The 18,386-nt window shown below is 72.9% G+C and carries 18 protein-coding genes; 9 read left to right on the forward strand and 9 right to left on the reverse strand.

Going from position 1 to position 18,386, the window contains the following annotated elements; all coding sequences use genetic code 11:
* Positions 1-13: 13 nt before the first annotated feature.
* The 3 genes from FHS22_RS39205 to FHS22_RS10550 all read right to left on the reverse strand — a co-directional run bounded on the left by FHS22_RS39205 (position 14) and on the right by FHS22_RS10550 (position 2,005).
* A complete protein-coding gene (locus FHS22_RS39205; RefSeq protein ID WP_184940563.1) occupies positions 14-814 on the reverse strand; it encodes a Fic family protein in 801 nt (266 codons plus the stop codon).
* Between the two features lie 394 nt (positions 815-1,208).
* Positions 1,209-1,769, reverse strand: a complete 561-nt coding sequence (locus tag FHS22_RS10545; protein ID WP_184940565.1) for a Clp protease N-terminal domain-containing protein — start codon at positions 1,767-1,769, stop codon at positions 1,209-1,211.
* Positions 1,770-1,771: 2 nt separating this feature from the next.
* The gene (locus tag FHS22_RS10550; protein WP_184940567.1) at positions 1,772-2,005 is read right to left on the reverse strand and encodes an RNA polymerase subunit sigma-70; all 234 of its coding nucleotides are present in this window, start codon (positions 2,003-2,005) and stop codon (positions 1,772-1,774) included.
* Positions 2,006-2,152: 147 nt separating this feature from the next.
* Here FHS22_RS10550 and FHS22_RS10555 point away from each other — a divergent pair, with 147 nt between their 5' ends.
* Positions 2,153-3,853 carry an ABC transporter transmembrane domain-containing protein gene (locus FHS22_RS10555; RefSeq protein ID WP_184940569.1) on the forward strand — a complete coding sequence of 567 codons (1,701 nt, stop codon included), beginning with the start codon at positions 2,153-2,155 and terminating at the stop codon, positions 3,851-3,853.
* Positions 3,854-3,858: 5 nt separating this feature from the next.
* The gene (locus FHS22_RS10560; protein WP_184940571.1) at positions 3,859-5,652 is read left to right on the forward strand and encodes an ABC transporter ATP-binding protein; all 1,794 of its coding nucleotides are present in this window, start codon (positions 3,859-3,861) and stop codon (positions 5,650-5,652) included.
* 28 nt (positions 5,653-5,680) lie between these two features.
* On the opposite strand, the gene FHS22_RS10565 is transcribed toward FHS22_RS10560, so the two are convergent.
* Positions 5,681-7,750 carry a S9 family peptidase gene (locus FHS22_RS10565; protein ID WP_184940572.1) on the reverse strand — a complete coding sequence of 690 codons (2,070 nt, stop codon included), beginning with the start codon at positions 7,748-7,750 and terminating at the stop codon, positions 5,681-5,683.
* 167 nt (positions 7,751-7,917) lie between these two features.
* Here FHS22_RS10565 and mshB point away from each other — a divergent pair, with 167 nt between their 5' ends.
* From mshB to FHS22_RS10585, 4 genes are read left to right on the forward strand one after another with little or no spacing between them, the layout of a single operon-like run.
* Positions 7,918-8,823 carry an N-acetyl-1-D-myo-inositol-2-amino-2-deoxy-alpha-D-glucopyranoside deacetylase gene (gene mshB / locus FHS22_RS10570; protein ID WP_184940574.1) on the forward strand — a complete coding sequence of 302 codons (906 nt, stop codon included), beginning with the start codon at positions 7,918-7,920 and terminating at the stop codon, positions 8,821-8,823.
* 11 nt (positions 8,824-8,834) lie between these two features.
* Entirely contained in the window at positions 8,835-9,278 is a 444-nt protein-coding gene (locus FHS22_RS10575; protein ID WP_184940576.1) for a DUF6113 family protein, read from the forward strand.
* An 18-nt stretch (positions 9,279-9,296) separates the two neighbouring features.
* Positions 9,297-9,794 carry a flavin reductase family protein gene (locus tag FHS22_RS10580; protein ID WP_184940577.1) on the forward strand — a complete coding sequence of 166 codons (498 nt, stop codon included), beginning with the start codon at positions 9,297-9,299 and terminating at the stop codon, positions 9,792-9,794.
* Positions 9,795-9,809: 15 nt separating this feature from the next.
* A complete protein-coding gene (locus FHS22_RS10585) occupies positions 9,810-10,244 on the forward strand; it encodes a hypothetical protein (protein WP_184940579.1) in 435 nt (144 codons plus the stop codon).
* A 60-nt stretch (positions 10,245-10,304) separates the two neighbouring features.
* Here the strand turns inward: FHS22_RS10585 and FHS22_RS10590 are convergent, their stop codons facing one another.
* Positions 10,305-12,866: a penicillin acylase family protein gene (locus FHS22_RS10590; RefSeq protein ID WP_260407857.1), complete on the reverse strand. Its 2,562-nt coding sequence runs from the start codon at positions 12,864-12,866 to the stop codon at positions 10,305-10,307.
* A gap of 158 nt (positions 12,867-13,024) precedes the next feature.
* On the opposite strand from FHS22_RS10590, the gene rraA reads away from it, so the two are divergent.
* Positions 13,025-13,504, forward strand: coding sequence for a ribonuclease E activity regulator RraA (gene rraA, locus FHS22_RS10595; protein ID WP_184940583.1), 480 nt, complete (start codon positions 13,025-13,027; stop codon positions 13,502-13,504).
* Between the two features lie 30 nt (positions 13,505-13,534).
* Here the strand turns inward: rraA and FHS22_RS10600 are convergent, their stop codons facing one another.
* On the reverse strand, positions 13,535-13,831 hold the full coding sequence (locus tag FHS22_RS10600) for a hypothetical protein (protein ID WP_184940584.1): 297 nt from the start codon (positions 13,829-13,831) through the stop codon (positions 13,535-13,537).
* Positions 13,832-13,894: 63 nt separating this feature from the next.
* Between FHS22_RS10600 and FHS22_RS10605 the strand changes: the two genes are divergently transcribed.
* Both FHS22_RS10605 and FHS22_RS10610 read left to right on the forward strand, forming a co-directional pair.
* Positions 13,895-14,350 (forward strand): helix-turn-helix domain-containing protein, encoded by a 456-nt coding sequence (locus FHS22_RS10605; protein WP_184940586.1) that lies wholly within the window; start codon positions 13,895-13,897, stop codon positions 14,348-14,350.
* Positions 14,351-14,359: 9 nt separating this feature from the next.
* On the forward strand, positions 14,360-14,794 hold the full coding sequence (locus FHS22_RS10610) for a PIN domain-containing protein (RefSeq protein WP_184940587.1): 435 nt from the start codon (positions 14,360-14,362) through the stop codon (positions 14,792-14,794).
* A gap of 304 nt (positions 14,795-15,098) precedes the next feature.
* On the opposite strand, the gene FHS22_RS10615 is transcribed toward FHS22_RS10610, so the two are convergent.
* The 3 genes from FHS22_RS10615 to FHS22_RS10625 all read right to left on the reverse strand — a co-directional run bounded on the left by FHS22_RS10615 (position 15,099) and on the right by FHS22_RS10625 (position 18,383).
* The gene (locus tag FHS22_RS10615) at positions 15,099-15,578 is read right to left on the reverse strand and encodes a GNAT family N-acetyltransferase (protein WP_184940588.1); all 480 of its coding nucleotides are present in this window, start codon (positions 15,576-15,578) and stop codon (positions 15,099-15,101) included.
* A gap of 69 nt (positions 15,579-15,647) precedes the next feature.
* Positions 15,648-16,451, reverse strand: a complete 804-nt coding sequence (locus FHS22_RS10620; RefSeq protein WP_184940590.1) for a hypothetical protein — start codon at positions 16,449-16,451, stop codon at positions 15,648-15,650.
* A gap of 84 nt (positions 16,452-16,535) precedes the next feature.
* A complete protein-coding gene (locus FHS22_RS10625; protein WP_184940592.1) occupies positions 16,536-18,383 on the reverse strand; it encodes a sigma factor-like helix-turn-helix DNA-binding protein in 1,848 nt (615 codons plus the stop codon).
* Positions 18,384-18,386 lie beyond the last annotated feature (3 nt).

Here is an 18,386-nt window from a genome sequence, read left to right on the forward strand (position 1 = left end):
CCGGCATCGTGGGTCAGGGCAGGGCCAGGCGGATGCCGTTGGCCTCGGCCTCCAGTGCGTCACGGAAGGCGTTGGTGCGGGTGAGATCGGACTCCGCCGTGCTCCGGTCGGAGAAGTCGATCCGGGCGGTGTAACGGCGGGCGAAGGAGAGCACACCGATGAGCGCGCCGAAGCCGTCGTTGTGCGTCGCGCTCTTGAGCGCGGCGAGATAGTTGACGCGGTAGACCGTCGGCACGATGACGCGCACCTCGCCTCCGGCGACGAGCTCGGCGTTCATCATGATCCGGGCGACTCGCCCGTTGCCGTCGTCGAACGGATGCACCTCCGTCACCAGGAACAAGGGCAGCAGGCGGCGGCGCACACTGTCGGCGGGGAGGCTGGGGAGTACGTCCGGAGGGGCGTCGTGGAGCGCGGTCGCCAGCTTCTCCAGTTTCTCCATCCGGGACGGGTCGTACGGAGATCCGGTGGCCCGTGCGCGCAGCACCACCGACTCCAGGCCGCCGCCGTCGTGGGTCGCCAGAACAGAGGAGAGGAGGGTGTCGAGAACCCTCATCTCCGGTTCACGGCGGATGGACGGCGCGATGTCCCTGGCCGCGTCGCGCAGAGCGCTCAGCCCTTCCTCGCCCCGCTGCCGCATCAGCCGGTCCACCCACTCTTCCAACTCCCGCCGGGACAGGCAGCGCTCCGCCTGCCTGGAGCCGGAACCGGACAGGTTGTCCAGGAGACCTCTGGCGATGGAACTCATCCACAGGCCGTCGGGCAGCGCCATGTCCCCGGGGGCGGGGCCCGGCCCCGGCCGGGGCCGGATCGTCACCCCCGGCAGGGCGAGCGCATTGCGTCGTGCGTGGATCGTAGAGGGACCCGTCGGACGGCAGGCCGCCGGTGACGACCGACCTGTCACCGATCACCGCCCCGGGGAACTCGTGGGCGACGATCCGCCACAGGTGGCGGCTGACGACCGTCTCGGCGGTCTCGGAGACCTGGGAGGTGTAGATTCCGCGGGCCAGGCGCCGTAGGGTCCCCCGCCGGGCCGCGCGGGTGAGGACCGCGGTGTCCGACTCGTCGGCGAACACGACTTCAGGCCAGACGGACATGCGCACCTCGCCGGTCGGTTTTCCTGCCAGCTTAGCGACGCCCGGTCAGCTTTCCTGCGCCTCCGGTCAGCTTTCCTGCAGACCTGTTCCGCTCTCGGGTGGTACGGCCCGCCGTCAGGCGAGTGCGGCGACGATCTCCCGGCGCAGGGCGGCGAGGTCGATGCCGGCATCGGCGATGACGCGGGCGCCGAGGCCCTCGCCTTCGCGCAGGATGCCGAGCAGGAGGTGGCCGTCGGCGATGTCGCGGTGCTTGAGGTTGATGGCCTCGCGCAGTGAGAGCTCCAGCGACTTCTTCGCCCGTGGGGTGAAGGGGATGTGGCGGCCGCCGAACGGGCGGCCCCGGCGGTCCAGGCGCGGGGGGCGGTCCAGCGCGCCGGGGCCGAAGGCCGCCTCGACCTTCTCCCTGATGGCCGACAGGTCGATGCCGATCGACTCCAGAGCCTCGACGTCGAGGTCGCTGTCGGTCTGGGCGGGGACCAGCGCGGTGACCGCCTCGACGGCCCTGGCGTGGTCGAGGCCGTGCCGGTCCAGCACCCGGGCCGAGAGGCTCTCCGGCTGGCCGAGGAGTCCCAGGAGGATGTGCTCGGTGCCGATGTAGTGGTGCCTGAGCCGCCGGGCGTTGTCCTGGGCGAGGACGACGGCCTGGCGGGCTTCGCGATGGAAGCGTTCGAACATGGTTACTTCTCCCTTCTCAGGAGCCCCCGGCCCCCCGCGTACTTCTTGTGCACCGCCTGCCGGGAGACCTCCAGGCAGTAGGCGATCTCCTGCCAGGACCATCCCTGCTCGCGTGCGTTCTCGACCTGAAGGGCCTCCAGGCGGTCGACCAGCATCCGCAGCGCCCGTACGGCCCGCAGGCCGACGGCGGGGTCGCGGCTGCCGGCGTCGGAGGCCAGCTGCGCCGTATCGCTCATAGATGTCAATTTAGGTTGACGTCATCCTCATGTCAACCCTGGTTGACGTCATCCTCCACCGGTCTCGCCCTGATGTCAATTTCAGTTGACATCAAGAGGGAAAATGGTTTGCTGACCAGCACGTATCTTTGCCAGCCTGGAACGGCTATGCGCTCCTTACCTGTCGCCGATCCCGGCACCCCCGACGCCCGCTCGCCCATCCGCTACCTGCTCTGGACCGCCCGCTGCCAGGCAGGCGCCCTGGCCGTCGGCATCGGCTACGCCATCGTGTGGTGGATCGCGATGGCGCTGGTGCCCATCGCGGTCGGCGCGGGCATCGACGCCGTCCGGACCAAGGACACGCAGGCGCTGCTGACCTCCGGCGCGGCGGTGCTGGTCCTGGGCGCCGTGCAGGCGGTCACGGGCACCCTGCGGCACCGGATGGCCGTCTTCAACTGGCTCAGCGCCGCCTACCGGACCGTCCAGGTCACCGCCCGGCAGGCGACCCGGCTGGGCGCGACGCTGCCCAGGCGCGTGTCCACCGGCGAGGTGGTCAGCGTCGGCAACTCCGACATCGCCCACATCGGCAACGCGATGGACATCCTGCTGCGCGCCGTCGGCTCGCTGTTCGCCATCGCCGCGATGACCGTCATCCTGATCCGGATCTCCCCGCCGCTGGGCCTGATGGTGCTGGTCGGCGTGCCGGTCATGACGGTCGCCGTCGCGCCGCTGCTCCGCCCGCTCCACCGGCGCCAGCGCGACCACCGCGAGCTGCAGGGCGAGCTGTCCACCCGGGCCGCCGACATCGTCGCGGGGCTGCGCGTGCTGCGCGGCGTCGGCGGCGAGCAGGTCTTCGCCGGCCGCTACGCCGCCGAGTCGCAGAAGGTACGGCACGCGGGCGTGCGGGTGGCCGCGGCCGAGTCGGTGCTGGAGGGCGCGCAGATCCTGCTGCCCGGCCTGCTGATCGCCGGGGTGACCTGGCTGGGCGCGGCCTTCGCGCTCCAGGAGAGGATCTCCCCAGGAGAGCTCGTCGCCTTCTACGGCGCCGCCGTCTTCCTGATCGCCCCCATGCGGACCCTCACCGAGGCGGCCGACAAGCTGGCCAAGGGCCACGTCGCCGCCGGCCGGGTGGTCCGGATCCTGAACCTGGAGCCCGAGGTGACCGGCGGCGCCGCACGCCCCGGCGCGGCGCACTCCGGCGGCCTGCTGCGCGACGTGGCCTCCGGCGCCGCGGTCCGCCCCGGGATCTTCACCGCCGTCGCGGCGGCCGTCCCCGAGGAGGCCATCGCCGTCGCCGACCGGCTCGGCCGCTACACCGACGGCGACGTGGACTTCGGCGACGTTCCGCTGGACACGCTGCCGCTGGCCGAGGTGCGCCGCCGGATCCTGGTGGCCGACAACGGCGCCGCCCTGTTCGCCGGGCGGCTCAGGGACGAGCTGGACGTCACCGGGCAGGCCTCGGACGAGGACCTCGCCGCCGCACTGCGCGCGGCCTGCGCCGAGGACATCGTCGAGGCGCTCCCGGACGGCCTGGACGGCCGGGTCGCCGAGGCGGGCCGGGAGTTCTCCGGCGGCCAGCGGCAGCGGCTCCGGCTCGCCCGCGCGCTGGCGGCCGACCCGGAGGTGCTCATCCTGGTCGAGCCCACCAGCGCCGTCGACGCGCACAGCGAGGCCCGCATCGCCGACCGGCTGGCCGCGACCCGGGCGGGCCGCACCACGCTGGTCTGCACGACCAGCCCGCTGGTGCTCGACCGCGCCGACCACGTGATCTACATCGAGGAGGGCGTCGTGCAGGCCCAGGGCACCCACCGGGAGCTGCTGGCCTCCGCGCCCGCCTACACCGCCACCGTCACCCGAGGGGAGGACTGAGCCGGATGAGCAGGAAGATCCTGCCGGTCGCCGACCAGGCACAGGTCCGGGCCTACGCCCGGCGGCTCACGCTGAAGTACCCCCGGGAGCTGGCGGCGGCGCTGGCCCTGCACGGGCTGGCCGCCGCCGCCGGGCTGGTGGTGCCGTGGCTGCTGGGCGGGCTCGTCAGGGACATCGAGGGCGGAGCCGGGGCCGACCCCGCCGCGGTGGCCCTGGCCGTCGCGGGCTTCCTGACCGCGCAGGCCGTGCTGGTCAGGTTCGCGGTCCTGGCCTCCTCCCGGCTCGGCGAGAAGGTCCTCGCCGAGCTGCGCGAGGAGTTCGTGGGCCGGGTGCTCGGCCTGCCGCTCTCCACGGTCGAGCGCGCCGGGTCGGGCGACCTGATCAGCCGGACCTCGCGGGACGTGGACTCGCTCTCGCGCACCGTACGGCACGCCGTCCCCGAGACGCTGATCGCGGTGGTCACCATCACGATCAGCGTCGGCGCGCTGGCGCTGGCCGGGCCGCTGCTGATACTGCCCGCGCTCTGCTCCGTGCCGCTGCTGTGGTTCACCACCCGGTGGTACCTCAGGCGGGCCAGGGACGGCTACCTCCGCGAGAGCGCCGCCTACGCCGACATGACCGACGGCCTGGCCGAGACGGTCAACGGCGCCCGCGCGATCGAGGCCCTCGGCCTGCAGGAGCGCCGCCACCGGCGCACCGACGACGACATCGCCCGCTCCTGGGCGGCCGAGCGCTACACCCTCGGCCTGCGCACGGTCTGGTTCCCCGCGGTGGACTTCGGCTTCGTGCTCCCCGTCGCCGTGACGCTGGTGACCGGCGGCCTGTTCTACATCGAGGGCTGGGTCTCACTGGACCAGGCCGTCATGGCCGTGCTCTACGTGCAGCAGCTCGCCGACCCGGTCGACCGGCTGCTCACGTGGATCGACGAGCTCCAGGTCGGCGGGGCCTCGATGGCCCGGCTGCTGGGCATCGCGGAGGTGCCCGACGACCGCGAGGAGGGCTCCGGCGTCCCCGACGGGGAGGAGCTGCGGGCCGGCGGCGTGCGCTACGCCTACCGCGAGGGCCACGACGTGCTGCACGGCATCGACCTGACGGTCCGGCCGGGGGAGCGGCTGGCCATGGTCGGGCCGTCCGGCGCGGGCAAGTCCACGCTGGGCCGCCTGCTGGCCGGAATCCACGGCCCGCGCGAGGGCTCCGTCACGGTCGGCGGCACCCCGCTGGTCGAGCTCCCCCTGGACGACCTGCGCGGCCACGTGGCCCTGGTCACCCAGGAGCACCACGTGTTCCGGGGCACGCTCCGCGACAACGTGCTGATCGCCCGGCCGGACGCCGACGACGCCCGGGTCCGGGAGTGCCTGGAGGCGGTGGACGCCTGGGGCTGGGTCGAGGCCCTGCCCGGCGGCCTGGACACCCCCGTCGGGTCGGGCGGCGAGACCGTCTCCCCGGCCCAGGCGCAGCAGCTCGCCCTGGCCCGCCTGGTCCTGGCCGACCCGCACACCCTGGTCCTCGACGAGGCGACCTCGCTGATCGACCCCCGGGCCGCCCGGGACCTGGAGCGCTCGCTGGCGGCCGTCCTCGACGGCCGGACCGTGATCGCCATCGCGCACCGCCTCTACACGGCGCACGACGCCGACCGGGTCGCGGTGGTCGAGGACGGCCGGATCAGCGAGCTCGGCTCCCACGACGAGCTCGTCGCCGCCGGCGGCTCCTACGCCGCCCTGTGGAGCAGCTGGCACGGCACCCCCCGGGACGCCGCCGCGCCGGGCCTGGACGGAACCGGTTCGCTCGTGAGCCGGTGAGAGCTCGCTGAGGGCCCGCCGGACCGGGCTAACCGATGCCGAGGGACTTCTTGAGGAAGTCGACCTGGAGAAGGAGCAGGTTCTCCGCCACGACCTCCTGCGGGGTCATGTGGGTCACCCCGGACAGCGGGAGCACGCTGTGCGGGCGGCCCGCCGCCAGCAGCGCCGACGAGAGCCGCAGCGTGTGCGCGGCGACCACGTTGTCGTCGGCCAGGCCGTGGACCAGCAGCAGCGGGCGGTCGAGCTTCTCGGCGTCGGCGAACAGCGACGAGCCGTCGTAGTGGCCCTCGTCCGGGTGGCCGAGGTAGCGCTCGGTGTAGCAGGTGTCGTAGAGGCGCCAGTCGGTCACCGGCGCCCCGGCGACGGCCGCGTGGAACACGTCGGGACGGCGCATCACGGCCAGGGCCGCCAGGTAGCCGCCGAAGGACCAGCCGCGGATCGCGACCCGGGACAGGTCGAGGTCGTCGGGATACTGCGCGGCGGCGGCGTGCAGGGCGTCGACCTGGTCCTCCAGGACCGGTCCCGCCAGGTCGTGCAGGACGGCCCGCTCGAAGGCGGGGCCGCGGCCGGGGGTGCCCCGGCCGTCGGCCACGACCACCGCGAAGCCCTGGTCGGCGAACCACTGGCTGGTCAGGAAGGCTCCGGAGGCGGCCAGGACGCGCTGGGCGTGCGGCCCGCCGTACGGGTCCATGAGGATCGGCAGCCTCGCCGAGCCGGGTACGTGGTCCGAGGGCAGGACCACCGCGGTGGACAGGCCGCGCTCGCCCGCGCGGATCAGGGAGACCCGCAGGTCGAGACCGGGGCGCTCGGCGTGCGAGGAGATGTGGCCGCGCGGGGTGTTGTGGTGCAGGACCTGGACCGCGGTGCCCTCGCCGGAGAGGGTCTGGCCGGTGAGCACGAGGGTGCCGCCCGCGGTGCGGCCGCTGTAGACGCCTCCCTCGGAGGGCCCGACCAGGGTGATGCCGCCGTCGCGGTAGGCCCACAGGGCGATCTCGGCCGGGTCGCCGCCGCTGGCCCGGAAGAGCACGGTGCCGCCCTCGACGTCCAGGACCTCCCGGACCTGGAGGGTAGGCGGGGTGACGGGCGCGTCGCCGACGACCAGCCGCCGCCCGCCGTCGGCGTCGGCCATCCAGACGAGGGCGCCGTCGGGCAGGTGCCGGGGCACGCCGGCGGCGATCTCCACCCAGGCGGCGTCGGTGTCCTCGCGGACGAGGGCGGTCGCGCCGGTCGCGGGGTCGACCTCCAGCAGCTTCATCGAGCGCTGGTCGCGCGAGAGGGTGACGATCACCAGGCCGTGGTCGTCCCAGTGGGCGGTGACGAGGTACTCGTCGGTGAAGGGGACGGGGACGCGCGAGCCGCTCAGGCCGAGGACGAAGAGCTCGACCCGGGCGTTCGGCGTGCCCGCGGCGGGGTAGCGCTGCTCGGCGGCGGGCCGGGCCGGGTTGGCCGGGTCGGCGATGAACCAGGTGTGCACCGGGGACTCGTCGGCCCGCGCGACCAGCACGGCGTCGCCCGAGGGCGACCACCAGTAGCCGCGCATGCGGTTCATCTCCTCGGCCGCGACGAACTCCGCCAGGCCGTACGTCACCTCGGGGGCCTCGGGGCGGGCCAGCGCGTGGTCCACCTCGTCCTGCAGGTCCTGGACGTGGAACGCGCCGCCGGTCACGTAGCCGACGTGGCCGCCGCCGGGGGACAGGCGCGGGTCGACCACCGGGCCGGGCGTGGTGAGGCGGCGCACGCCTCCGGACCGCAGGTCCGCCACGTAGAGCCCGCCGGCCAGGGCGAAGGCCGCGGTGGTCACCGCGGTGTCGGTGCTGTAGGCGACGATGCCGCCGGCCTGCTCCCGGCTCCGCTCGCGGCGCGCCCGCTCCTCCGGCGGCAGGTCGTCCTCGTCCGCGGCCAGCGTGCGCGGGTCGACGACCAGCCGCTCCAGGCCGCTCGCGACGTCGAACTCCCACAGGCAGGTGATCGGGTCGGAGCCGCCCTTCGTCCGCAGGAAGACGACCCGGGAACCGTCCGGCGCGATCGTGAAGCCGCGCGGGACTCCGAGGGTGAAACGGCGGGTCCTGGCATGGAGGCGAGGGAAGCTCTCACTCATGCGGTCCATCCTGCCAGTTCCGGGCCGCGTCCCAGGGTGTCTGCGGGCACACGTCCGGGCCGCGGCTCCCGGGCGGCCCGGGCGGGGGCCGGAGCCGGCTCCCGCCGCTGCGGGCATGACTTCTCCCGGTACGCCCGCCACGTCCCGGCCCCGATACCCTCGGAGGCATGAATGACCGGCGCCTGCTGCTCGTGCACGCCCATCCCGACGACGAGACGATCGGCACCGGGGCCACCATGGCGCGGTACGCCGCCGAGGGCGCCCGCGTCACCCTCGTCACCTGCACGCTGGGCGAGGAGGGGGAGGTCATCCCGGCAGAGCTCGCCCACCTGGCCGCCGACCGCGACGACACCCTGGGCGGGCACCGCGTCGGCGAGCTCGCCGCGGCGTGCAAGGCGCTCGGCGTCACCGACCACCGCTTCCTGGGCGGCCCCGGCCGCTGGCGCGACTCGGGGATGATGGGCGCGGCGTCCAACCACCGCGCGGACGCCTTCTGGCAGGCCGACCTCGACGAGGCCGCCGGGGAACTGGCCGCGGTGATCCGCGAGGTGCGGCCCCAGGTCCTCGTCACCTACGACGAGAACGGCTTCTACGGCCACCCCGACCACATCCAGGCCCACCGCGTCTCCCGGCGGGCCTTCGAGCTGGCCGCCGACCCCGCCTTCGGCGAGGGGGAGCCGTGGCGGATCGCCAAGTTCTACCTCACCGCGGTGACCAGGTCGTCGATGCGCCGGGCGGCCGAGGCGATGCGCGAGGCGGGGACCCGGTTCCTGGTGGAGGACGTCGACGACCTGCCGTACGGCTGCGCGGACCGGGACGTCACCACCGAGATCGACGCCCGCCCGTACGTCGGCGCCAAGCTCGACGCGATGCGCGCGCACGCCACCCAGATCAGCGTGGACGCGCCCTGGTTCGCGCTGTCCAACGACATCGGCCAGGAGGCGCTCGGGGTCGAGCACTTCATCCTGCGCGCCGGGGTGCCCGGCCCCGCGGGGCCGGGGGCACCGGTCGAGGCGGGCGGCATCGGCGAGCCGTACGACCGCGAGAACGATCTCTTCGCGGGGATCGGCTAGCCTCGGTGGTCATGATGGAGCAGGTCCCCGGGGTGGAGCGGCCGGCCGCGGCGCGCACCGCGGTGACGTACGCCGTGCTCGTCGTCCCCGGTCTCCTGGCGGGCGTGCTGGGGGGTTTCCACCACTCGTGGTACCTCCGGCCCGTCCCGGTCTCGGCCCTCGGCTGGGTGGCGCTGCTCTTCGCGCTCTGCTACGGCGTCGGCCGGATGCTGGGCGGCAAGGCGCCCGCCCTGGCGCCCGCGGCCGGCTGGATCCTGGTCACGATGCTCTGGCTCTCCCAGCGTCCGGAGGGCGACCTGATCGTCGCCAACGACCTGTCCGGCTACGTCTACCTGTACGGAGGCATGCTCGCCGTCATGGCGGGCGTCCTGCTCGCCCCGTCGAGGGGCGGCGGGTCGTGGCTGCTCACCCAGCACTCCTACGGCCGCGCCCCGGTCCATCCGGATCCGTCCTGATTACCTAAGGTAGTCTCCGTGCAGACAGAGCATCGAGCCGACAGGGACGCCTACCGCAGGGCCGTGGGGCGGTTCGCGACCGGCATCACCATCGTCACCACCCGGCGCGACGGGGCCGACTACGCGATGACCGTCAACTCCTTCGCCTCGGTCTCCCTCGACCCGCTGCTCGCGCTGTTCTGCGTGGAGAAGATCGCCCGCTTCCACGACGCCGTGCTGGAGACCGGGGTGTGGGGCGTGTCGATCCTGAGCGACACCGCCGAGGACGCCTCCCGCTTCTTCGCCCACCGGGGACGTCCGCTGGAGGGCCAGCTCGCGGGCCACCCGCACCACCACGGCGAGCTCGGCGTCGCGCTGTTCGACGACGCCCTGGCCACCGTCGAGTGCCGCACCGCGGCGGTCCACGACGGCGGCGACCACTCCATCGTGGTCGGCGAGGTGGTCGCGGTGGCCACCCCGGCCGACGGCGCGCCCCTGCTCTACCACGAGGGCCGCTACCGCAGACTGTCCGGATAGCGCACAATCGCCGGTATGCGACGGTGGCATCGGGTGCGGCGGGTCCTCAACTACGCGAACCTGTCGACCCCGCTGGGCCTGCTGGTGGCCCGCCTCGGCCGCGCCCGCCTGGCGCCCGGCCCCTGCGGGCTCGTCCTCGGGTACGGCTACCGCCTGCCGTTCCCGGTCGCCGGGGCCTTCACCCTCGGCAACGTGGTCCTGACCAAGCACCCGGAGGGCCACCTCACCGGCCACCTGCTCCGCCACGAGGACCGGCACGCCTCGCAGTACGCGGCCTGCGCCGGGCTGCCGATGCTCCCGCTCTACCTCGTCGCGGTGGCCGTCTCGTTCCTGGTCTGCGGGAACCAGGCCTCGTGGAACGTCTTCGAGCGGCTGGCGAACCTGGAGGACGGCAACTACCCCCGCACGCCGCCCTGGTGGGCCCGGACCAGGCCGGGCCCGCCGGAGTGACGGCCGGTCGCGGCGCCGGTCGGGCCGCTCCCGTGGCTGCTCCCGTGGCCGCTCGCGCGACTACGGGGCCGGGGACGAGCCCGGCAGGAGCGTGAGCGTGTTCACCGCGGCCTTCCTGACCGACTCCTCGCGGGAGAGCATGGGCGTGGTCCGCCCGCTCGCCCACAGCGGCGCCTGGTCGGCGTAGTTGTCGTGGAAGGCGTGGCCGGAGGCGCCGGTCAGGTTGATCCACCGCGACCGGTCGAGGTCGGCCAGGTCGACGACCATCCGCATGGACGGCAGCCAGCCCACCGCGTAGTCCTCCTGGACGTCCCAGCCCGCGGCGTTGACGGCATCGTCGTTGCCGCTCACCGGGAACGGACCCCGGTTGAACAGCCACTCGACCGGGGCGATCCCGGAGGTGCCCAGCGACTGGTGGGTCAGCGTCAGGGAGTGCAGGTCGCCCCAGCGCCACGCCGCCGCGTCCGGGCCGAGGCGGGCGCTCAGCTCGTCGTAGGCCAGGGCCACGGCCCGGCGCAGCATGTCGTCCCTGGTCTCCTCGCGGCCGGTCGTGGCGGTGTCGTCCCAGAACGGGTCGGTCTCCCGCTCCAGCATGACGCGGACCACCTCGAACCAGCGGTCGCCGCCGCCCGGCCGGGCGCCCTCGGGCAGGTCGTCGTTGAACGTCTGGACCAGCAGGTGCCGCCAGACGGCGTTGAAGTACATCGCCGGGGCCGAGTCCATGCCCTGCGAGCCGTCCCAGCCGCGCAGCAGCTCGCGGGCGTCCTTCGCGGGCCCGGCCAGGTCGAGCTCCATCAGCCGGGGCACCAGGAAGCCGGCGAAGCCGTTGCGGCTGTCCTGCTGCAGGCCGCCCATGTCCTCGGCGCCGACCTTGCCGCCGTCCTTCAGCGCGTCCCGGAGCAGGTCCAGGATGCGCTGGGAGCGGTAGCCGTACGCCCAGTCCTTCGTGAGCAGGTGCGGGTAGCGCCCGGGGTCGACGACCGCGTTGTTCGCGGTCACGATGTAGCCCTCCGGCGGGTTGTAGAGGCTGGGCAGCTCGTCGAAGGGGATCGTGCCCTGCCAGGCGTACTCGCCGGTCCAGCCGGGGACCGGCCAGGTGCCGTCGCCCCGGGTCCTGACCGGGATCCGGCCGGGGGCCTGGTAGCCGATGTTGCCGTCGACGTCGGCGTAGACCAGGTTCTGCGCGGGCACGTCGAAGCTGCTCGCCGCGGCGCGGAACTCCTGCCAGTTCTGCGCGGAGCCGAGCGCGAAGATCGCGTCCGCGCTCCGGCCGGGCTCCAGCGCGGTCCACCTGAGCGCGACCGCGTCGGCCGTCTCGCCCGCCACCCCGGCCGCGCCGGGCAGCGCCTTCTCCACGTCCTCCATGACGTCGGAGATGATCGGCCCGTGCGCGGTGTCGCGGACCACCAGCCGGACCGGGTCGCCCCCGGCGACCCGGATCGTCTCGGTCCGGACGGTGAGCGGCCTCCACTCGCCCGTCATCAGGTAGGAGTCGTCCTTGACCTTCTCCATGTACAGGTCGGCGACGTCGGGACCGAGGTTCGTGAAGCCCCACGCGATCCGGTCGTTGTGCCCGATGATCACGCCCGGCACTCCGGAGAAGGTGAACCCGGTGACGTCGAACGGGCACGCCGCGCTCTTCTTCCGGCAGTGCAGCCCGGCCTGGTACCAGACCGAGGGCAGCGCGGCCGACAGGTGCGGGTCGTTGGCCAGCAGCGGCTTGCCCGAGGCGGTGTGCGCCCCGCTGACCACCCAGGAGTTGGAGCCGATGCCGCTGCCGCCCGCGGGGTCGCCCAGCAGGCTCGGAACGGCCCTGACGGCCGCCGAGGCACGGGCCAGCGCCCCGGCGGCGGGCTGGTCGTCCGGCCGCCGGGTGACGCTCTTCCTCGGCTCCTCGTCCTGGTCGAAACGCCCCTCGGCGACCGAGCCCTGGGTCACGATCGGCTGGTGGCCGGCGAACGGGTAGCCGGGCCAGAGCTGCTCGACCCGCTCGCGCGGCAGCTCCGCCGCCGCGAGCGCCCGGCCGATCTCGTCGCTCATGTTGGAGCGCAGGTCCCAGGCCATCGCCTTGAGCCAGGCCAGGGAGTCGGCCGGGGTCCACGGCTCGGGCTCGTAGCCGGAGTTGGTCAGCTTGAGCACGCCGTACTCCAGGCTCCTGGCGAAGGAACCCGGATTCCGCTCCAGCCAGGAGTTCACGCCTCTGGCGTAGGCGTCGAGGTGGTGCCGGGTCGTCTCGGCCAGCATCGGCAGCTCCTGCTCGGCCACCTTCCGCCAGCCCATGGTCCGGATGACCTTGTCCTCGGTGAGCGTCGCCGCGCCGAACATCTCCGAGAGCCGCCCGGAGGTCACGTGCCGGCGGAAGTCCATCTCGAAGAAGCGGTCCTGGGCGTGGACGTACCCCTGGGCGAGGAACAGGTCCTCCGGCGAGTCCGCATAGATGTGAGGAATGCCGTTCCCATCCCGGTAGACGGTGACTTTTCCTACCAGGCCGTCCACCGTGAGCTCACCCGAGAGCTGCGGGAACGACGCGCGCACGTTCCACACGACCACCCCGCCGAGGGCCAGCCCGAGCACCACCAGAACGGTGAGCGCCCGCGCGAGCCAGGTCAGCGGCCGGGGCATCCAGGCATACGGCCGGAACCTCACAAAGCCCTCCTCCATGACACGTCCCAGCAAGTCTGGCAGCCCCCCGGCACCCGGGCACCCCGCCCGCAGGAGGAAGGCGCGGAGGATCACCCCGGCGCGCGGGAGCGTCCTGCCCGTCCGCCAGAATGCGGCGCATGGACTTCACGACCGCCGACCTGATCGACGCCCACGGTGACATCCTGGCGAGCTGCGTGACGCAGTTCCGCTCGTACGGCCTGCGCCCCCGCTTCGCGGGTCCCGTCGCCACCGTCCGCTGCCTGCAGGACAACGCCCTGGTCAAGCAGGTCCTGGCCACCCCCGGCGAGGGCCGGGTCCTGGTAGTGGACGGCGCGGGCTCGCTGCGCACCGCCCTGATGGGCGACCTGATCGCAGCCTCGGCCGTGGCCTCCGGCTGGTCCGGCGTCGTCATCAACGGCGCCGTCCGCGACACCGCCGCCTTCGCCACGCTCGACCTGGGCATCAAGGCCCTCGGCTCCAACCCCCGCAAGAGCGCCAAGAACGGCGTGGGCGAGCTCGACGTACCGGTCACCTTCGGCGAGGTCACCTTCGTCCCGGGCGCCTGGCTCTACAGCGACGAGGACGGCATCGTCGTCAGCCCGCACGCCCTGCTGTAACAACCATGTCGTCGACAGGGGCGGAGCAGTTCACAGCGGGTCCGGCGTGAAGATGTCGGCGGCGGTGACGGTGAGGATGTCGGGGGCCGCGTTGGTGACCGACTCGCGGGCGCAGATGGCGTAGGCGAGGTCGTCCGGGCTGCCGGTCAGTTCGGTCGTCTTGGCGGCGAGTTTGCGGCAGAGCCGTGCCGCGTCCACTTCGCGGGTCCACTTGGACTCGCCGACCATGATCGGCGTCTTCGTGCGGTTGCGCCGTCCGATGACCACCGCGTCGATCTGGTCCTGCCCGTCGGCACGCCACGGTGCTGGGCCGCCCGGGTGCGGCACCGTGCTTGCACTTTTTGCACTTCGTCTGAGATTCTGGAAACGAGCCGAAGGAAGGAGTGTGTCGTGACGACCGCAGCCAACGCCTTGATGCCCGATCCGGACGAGGCTCATGCCCTCGAAAAAGTGACGCGTGTGCTGCACTGCCAGGTGCGCCCGCGGTTGCGGCTCGTCCATGAGGGCGCCGAAGCCGATCTCCCTCCCTCTCTCGCCTCCGCGCTGGTCCGGATCGCCGAGCTGATGGCGGCGGGCCGAGGGGTGGCCATCGTTCCTGTGGACCGGGAACTGACCACCAGGGAAGCTGCGGACCTGCTCGGCATCTCCCGGCCGACATTGATCAAACTTCTCGAAGACGGTGAGATCGGGTTCACCCGGCCCAACAACAGCCGCCGCATTCCCCTGCACGAGGTCCTCGACTACAAGGAACGTCGCAGCCGTCGGCGCAAGGCGCTCCTCGACGAGATGACCACCGACGCCATCGACGCGGGTTTCTACGACATGCCGTCTTCGGACGCCGGGTGATGCGCGCCCATGACCATCGCAGTCCTCGATGCGAATGTGCTCATCCCCAACGCCCTGTGTGATCTACTCCTCCGACTCGCCGAGGAGGACCTTCTCCAGCCACGGTGGTCGCCCCACATCATGGAGGAGATGCAGCGGCATTTGCCCTCGGCCGACCCGCAGGCCCTCCGCCGTCGCGTCAACGCCATGAACACGGCCTTCGAGGACGCCATGGTGATCGGGTATGACGAATTGATCGTTCAGATGACCGACCATCCCAAAGACCGGCACGTTCTGGCGGCGGCGATTCGGGCGGACGCCGATCTGATCATCACATGCAATCTCCGGGACTTTCCGGCGGAGTCCTGCGATCTCCATGGCATCGAGGTGCAGCATCCTGATGACTTCCTGCTCGATCTTCTCGAACGGGAACCCGCCGCGATCCACCGGGTGATCCTTCAGTAGTCGGACGCGACTGGGCGATTCGGTCCGAAGCTGACACCGGTAGAGATCGTGCACTACCTGTCGACAGCAGGAGCCAAACGTTTCGCTGCCCGCCTGCTCGCTCGATTTGCAGACGGCCATGATCGATCCGTGGGGATCGTTTCCGAAGAGTAACGTCCGACAGAGCTTTCTCGCTCCGGCCGTCTGGGCAAGGGCGCCTGAAGTGTGTCGAGCCCATGGCCGCTACGGCAGATCAGAGCAGCACTGACGGAGGAGGTAACTTACATCTCAGGTAAGTTACCTCCTCCGTCAGTTACATATCGCGTCAGGTGAGCACCGTCTCCCGGACCACCGAGTGCATCGCGAAGCCGTTGCGTTCGAAGAAGCGGGCGGCCGCCTCGTTGCTCGCGTAGGCGGTCACCCCGGCGTACTGCGCCCCGTGGCCGCGCGCCCAGGACCGGAACTCCTCCACCAGCCGGGCGCCGATCTTCCGGCCGCGGTAGTGAGGCTGCACGTAGACACTCCCCAGGGTGGCCACCATGACCGGGCGCATCGGGGTCGGGCCGGACAACGACCCGGTCAGGTGGCCGATGACCCGGCCGCCGTCGTCGGCCACCAGCACCAGGCGGTCGGGGTCGCCCACCGCGTTCGCGAACGTGGCCTCGCCGTACTCCCTCGGCCAGTTCACGTTCAGCGCCGGGTCACGGGTCCCCGCGTCCTCGGCGAACAGCGCCGCGCTGCAGGCCACCACACCGTCGAGATCTCCCGCTCCCGCGGGCCGTACCACAACACCGGTCTCAGTCATGGTCGGGACGTTACCGACCGGCACTGACATTCCGGCCGGTCGGTCCGGATCGTGGATCCGGCCGCGTGCTCAGGACCGGCCGATCTCCGCGGGCAGGTCGAGGGCGAGGATCTGGTCGAGGTGGAGGAAGGCCTCGAAGCGGGAGCCGGGGGCGACCGACTCGTCCCGCTCCAGCTCGTCCACCAGACGCAGTGTCCGCGGGGTGCCGAGGTCGTCGCGGAGGGCGTCCTCGATCGCGGCGACCCGCTCGGCGGGCATCGGGGCGCTGGGCGCCTCCGACCACGTCGCGACCCGGGAGCGCCAGAACCGCAGGGTCGCGTCGGCGGCACGCAGGGTGTCCCAGGTGAGCTCCGCGTCCTCGCGGTAGTGGTGCCCCAGCAGCGCCAGCCGCACCGCCAGCGGATCGAGCCCCGCCTCCACCACCTCCCGGAGCCGTACGGCCCCGCCTCCGTCCCGCCCCGCGGGGAGCTCCCGGCCCTCGAAGCGCAGCCGCCCGGCCCGGACCCGCCGGACCACGCCGTCCCGGAGGCCCGGGTCGAGGAGCACCGCTCCGCTCCCGTCCTCCGCGGAGACGAACCCGGCCACCGGTCCGGCCACCTCGTCCGCCCGCAGCGAGCGGTCCGGAGGCCGCACGTTCAGCGCCGGCATGTCGTCCGCGGACGTCTCCCCGTCGGTCACACGGCAGGCCAGCACCCGCACCCGGTGCCGCTCGGCGATCCGCCTGATCAGGTCGGCCAGCAGGAGAGGGCGGAGATCCCCCAGATGGACCCGGTGGCGGGCCGGCGGGCCGACGGCGTACAGCCGCAGGGAACGGGCGCCCTCGGGGACGACCGGCTCGGTCAGGCCGCTGTGCGTGTCATGGAGCCGAAGCATGGGTCGAGACTAACCCGGCGGTCCGCGCCCGTTCCGTGACGGGCGCGGACAGGTGACGCGGGCGGATCGGGTGACGCGGGCGGGTCAGGCGGTGCCCTCCAGGTAGGCGAGGATTTCGCGGTCGCCGCGGTCGCGGAGCCGGGCCACGACCTCGTCCCGGGTGCAGCCGTCGGGCAGGCCGATGCGCGCGCCGATCAGGCGCAGGCCCTCCGCCTCCGAGGCCACCGGGGCGGTGTAGCCGATCAGGTGCAGCGCCCGGTTCAGCGCCGGGATGCCCGGCAGCGCCGCGGGCAGGTAGCGGGTGAGCAGCTCGCCGCCGTCGGAGACCGTCAGGAAGACGTGGTCGCCCTCGGCGGCGTTGGAGGAGGCCAGGACCGGGCGGATGGAGCCCATGGTCGGCTGGTTGTGCCAGCTGATCACCACGTCGCCCGAGGGGGTGGAGGCGGTGAGCTGGCCCCCCGGGGCCATGCCGAGGTACGCGGCGAACCCGGTGGGCAGCGGGGAGCCGGAGCCGCGCAGGTGCTCGGCGTTGACGTCCACCCGGTGCCACCAGCGCCCGTCCCGGCTGCGGAAGCAGCGCCGGGTCGCCGAGACGTCCCGGCGCGGCTGGTAGTCGGCCGGCTCGGTCCCTGCCACCCGGATCCACCCGCGCTGGGTGCGCTCGAAGCCGGGGCCGCCCGCGTAGGCGCGCACCGAGCTCTCGCTCACGTCGTAGCGCCCGGTCAGGTTGGCGACGATCGTGTTGACCGAGGCCTCGCCCCCGGCCCGCTCGATCTCTCTGACGATCATCTCGCGGATGCCCAGGTACTGCTCGCCGCCCCAGCGGGCCAGGCCGTACTTGTTGCGGTCCAGCCGGAGGAACCGGTCGTCGGCGGTGAGCTGGTTGCGGATGCCGACCAGGCTGTAGTCCTCGCCGATGCGCTCCTGGATCTCCTCGGGGGTCAGGGCGTTGCCGGCCACCGCGAGCACGGCCTCCGCCTTGTCGTTGACGCTGCGCGGCCAGGGCACCACGTGGTCCTCCAGCACGCGCAGCTGCGGAACGGAGAGCAGCCAGCGCTCGGCCACGTCCTCGCGGATGCCGAGCTGGCTGACCAGGGTGACGGCCTCCGGCAGCGGGCGCGGCCCGTCGGTGAACAGCTGCCGGGTCTTCTCCCGCAGCTCGTCGGCGCCGCCCGCGACCAGCCACCCGTCCACCTGGTCGTAGCCGGTCAGCAGGGTCCGCACGAACCGCCAGGCCGGGATGGTGAGCGTGGCCAGGTCGGTGCGGTGCCAGGGCACCGCCGCGGCCAGGTCGTCGGCCGGTACGGCGGAGCCGAGCCGGCCGCGCAGCCACGACACGTGCGCCACCAGCGGGGCCGCCTCCGGGCCCGCCAGCCAGGCCTCGACGTGGTCGCGCAGGTCGCGCTCGATCTGCCGGATGCGCTCCCGCGTCACCGAGAACCGCTGGGCCAGCTCGTCCAGGGTCACCCGCTGGGAGGCGTAGAGCCGGTCCCTGGCGATGGCCCGCTGCCGGTCGTCCAGAGAGGTGAAGACCTCGTCGATCAGCTCGGGCAGCGGCCGGTCGGGCCGGGAGGAGCGGGCCGGGGCGGCGCCGTCCTCGGCGACGGGTTCGAGCAGTCGCTCCAGCACCCCGGTGAAGAGCCGGTGCACCGCCTCGCGGCCGAGCGCCTCGGGGGTGCTCGCGCTCGCGGCCGGGTCGGCGAACCTGAGCAGGGGGAGGACGTCGCCGAGCACCAGATGCCCCCAGCAGGCGAGGGCCAGGTCGGCGAGCCGTCCGGCGACCTCGGAGGTCCCCACGGTGGAGCAGGCCCGCTCCAGCGGGATTGCCTGCCACCACGCCTCGGGGAGACGGGTGTCGGTTGCGATCGGCGCTACCTGGCCGGGAGAGGTCCAGCGCAGGGGTGGCGCGATGTCGCTCAGGCTGAGGTTCATTGA

The organism is Thiemannella venezuelensis (assembly GCF_014203605.1).
Taxonomy (GTDB): domain Bacteria; phylum Actinomycetota; class Actinomycetes; order Streptosporangiales; family Streptosporangiaceae; genus Planomonospora_A; species Planomonospora_A venezuelensis.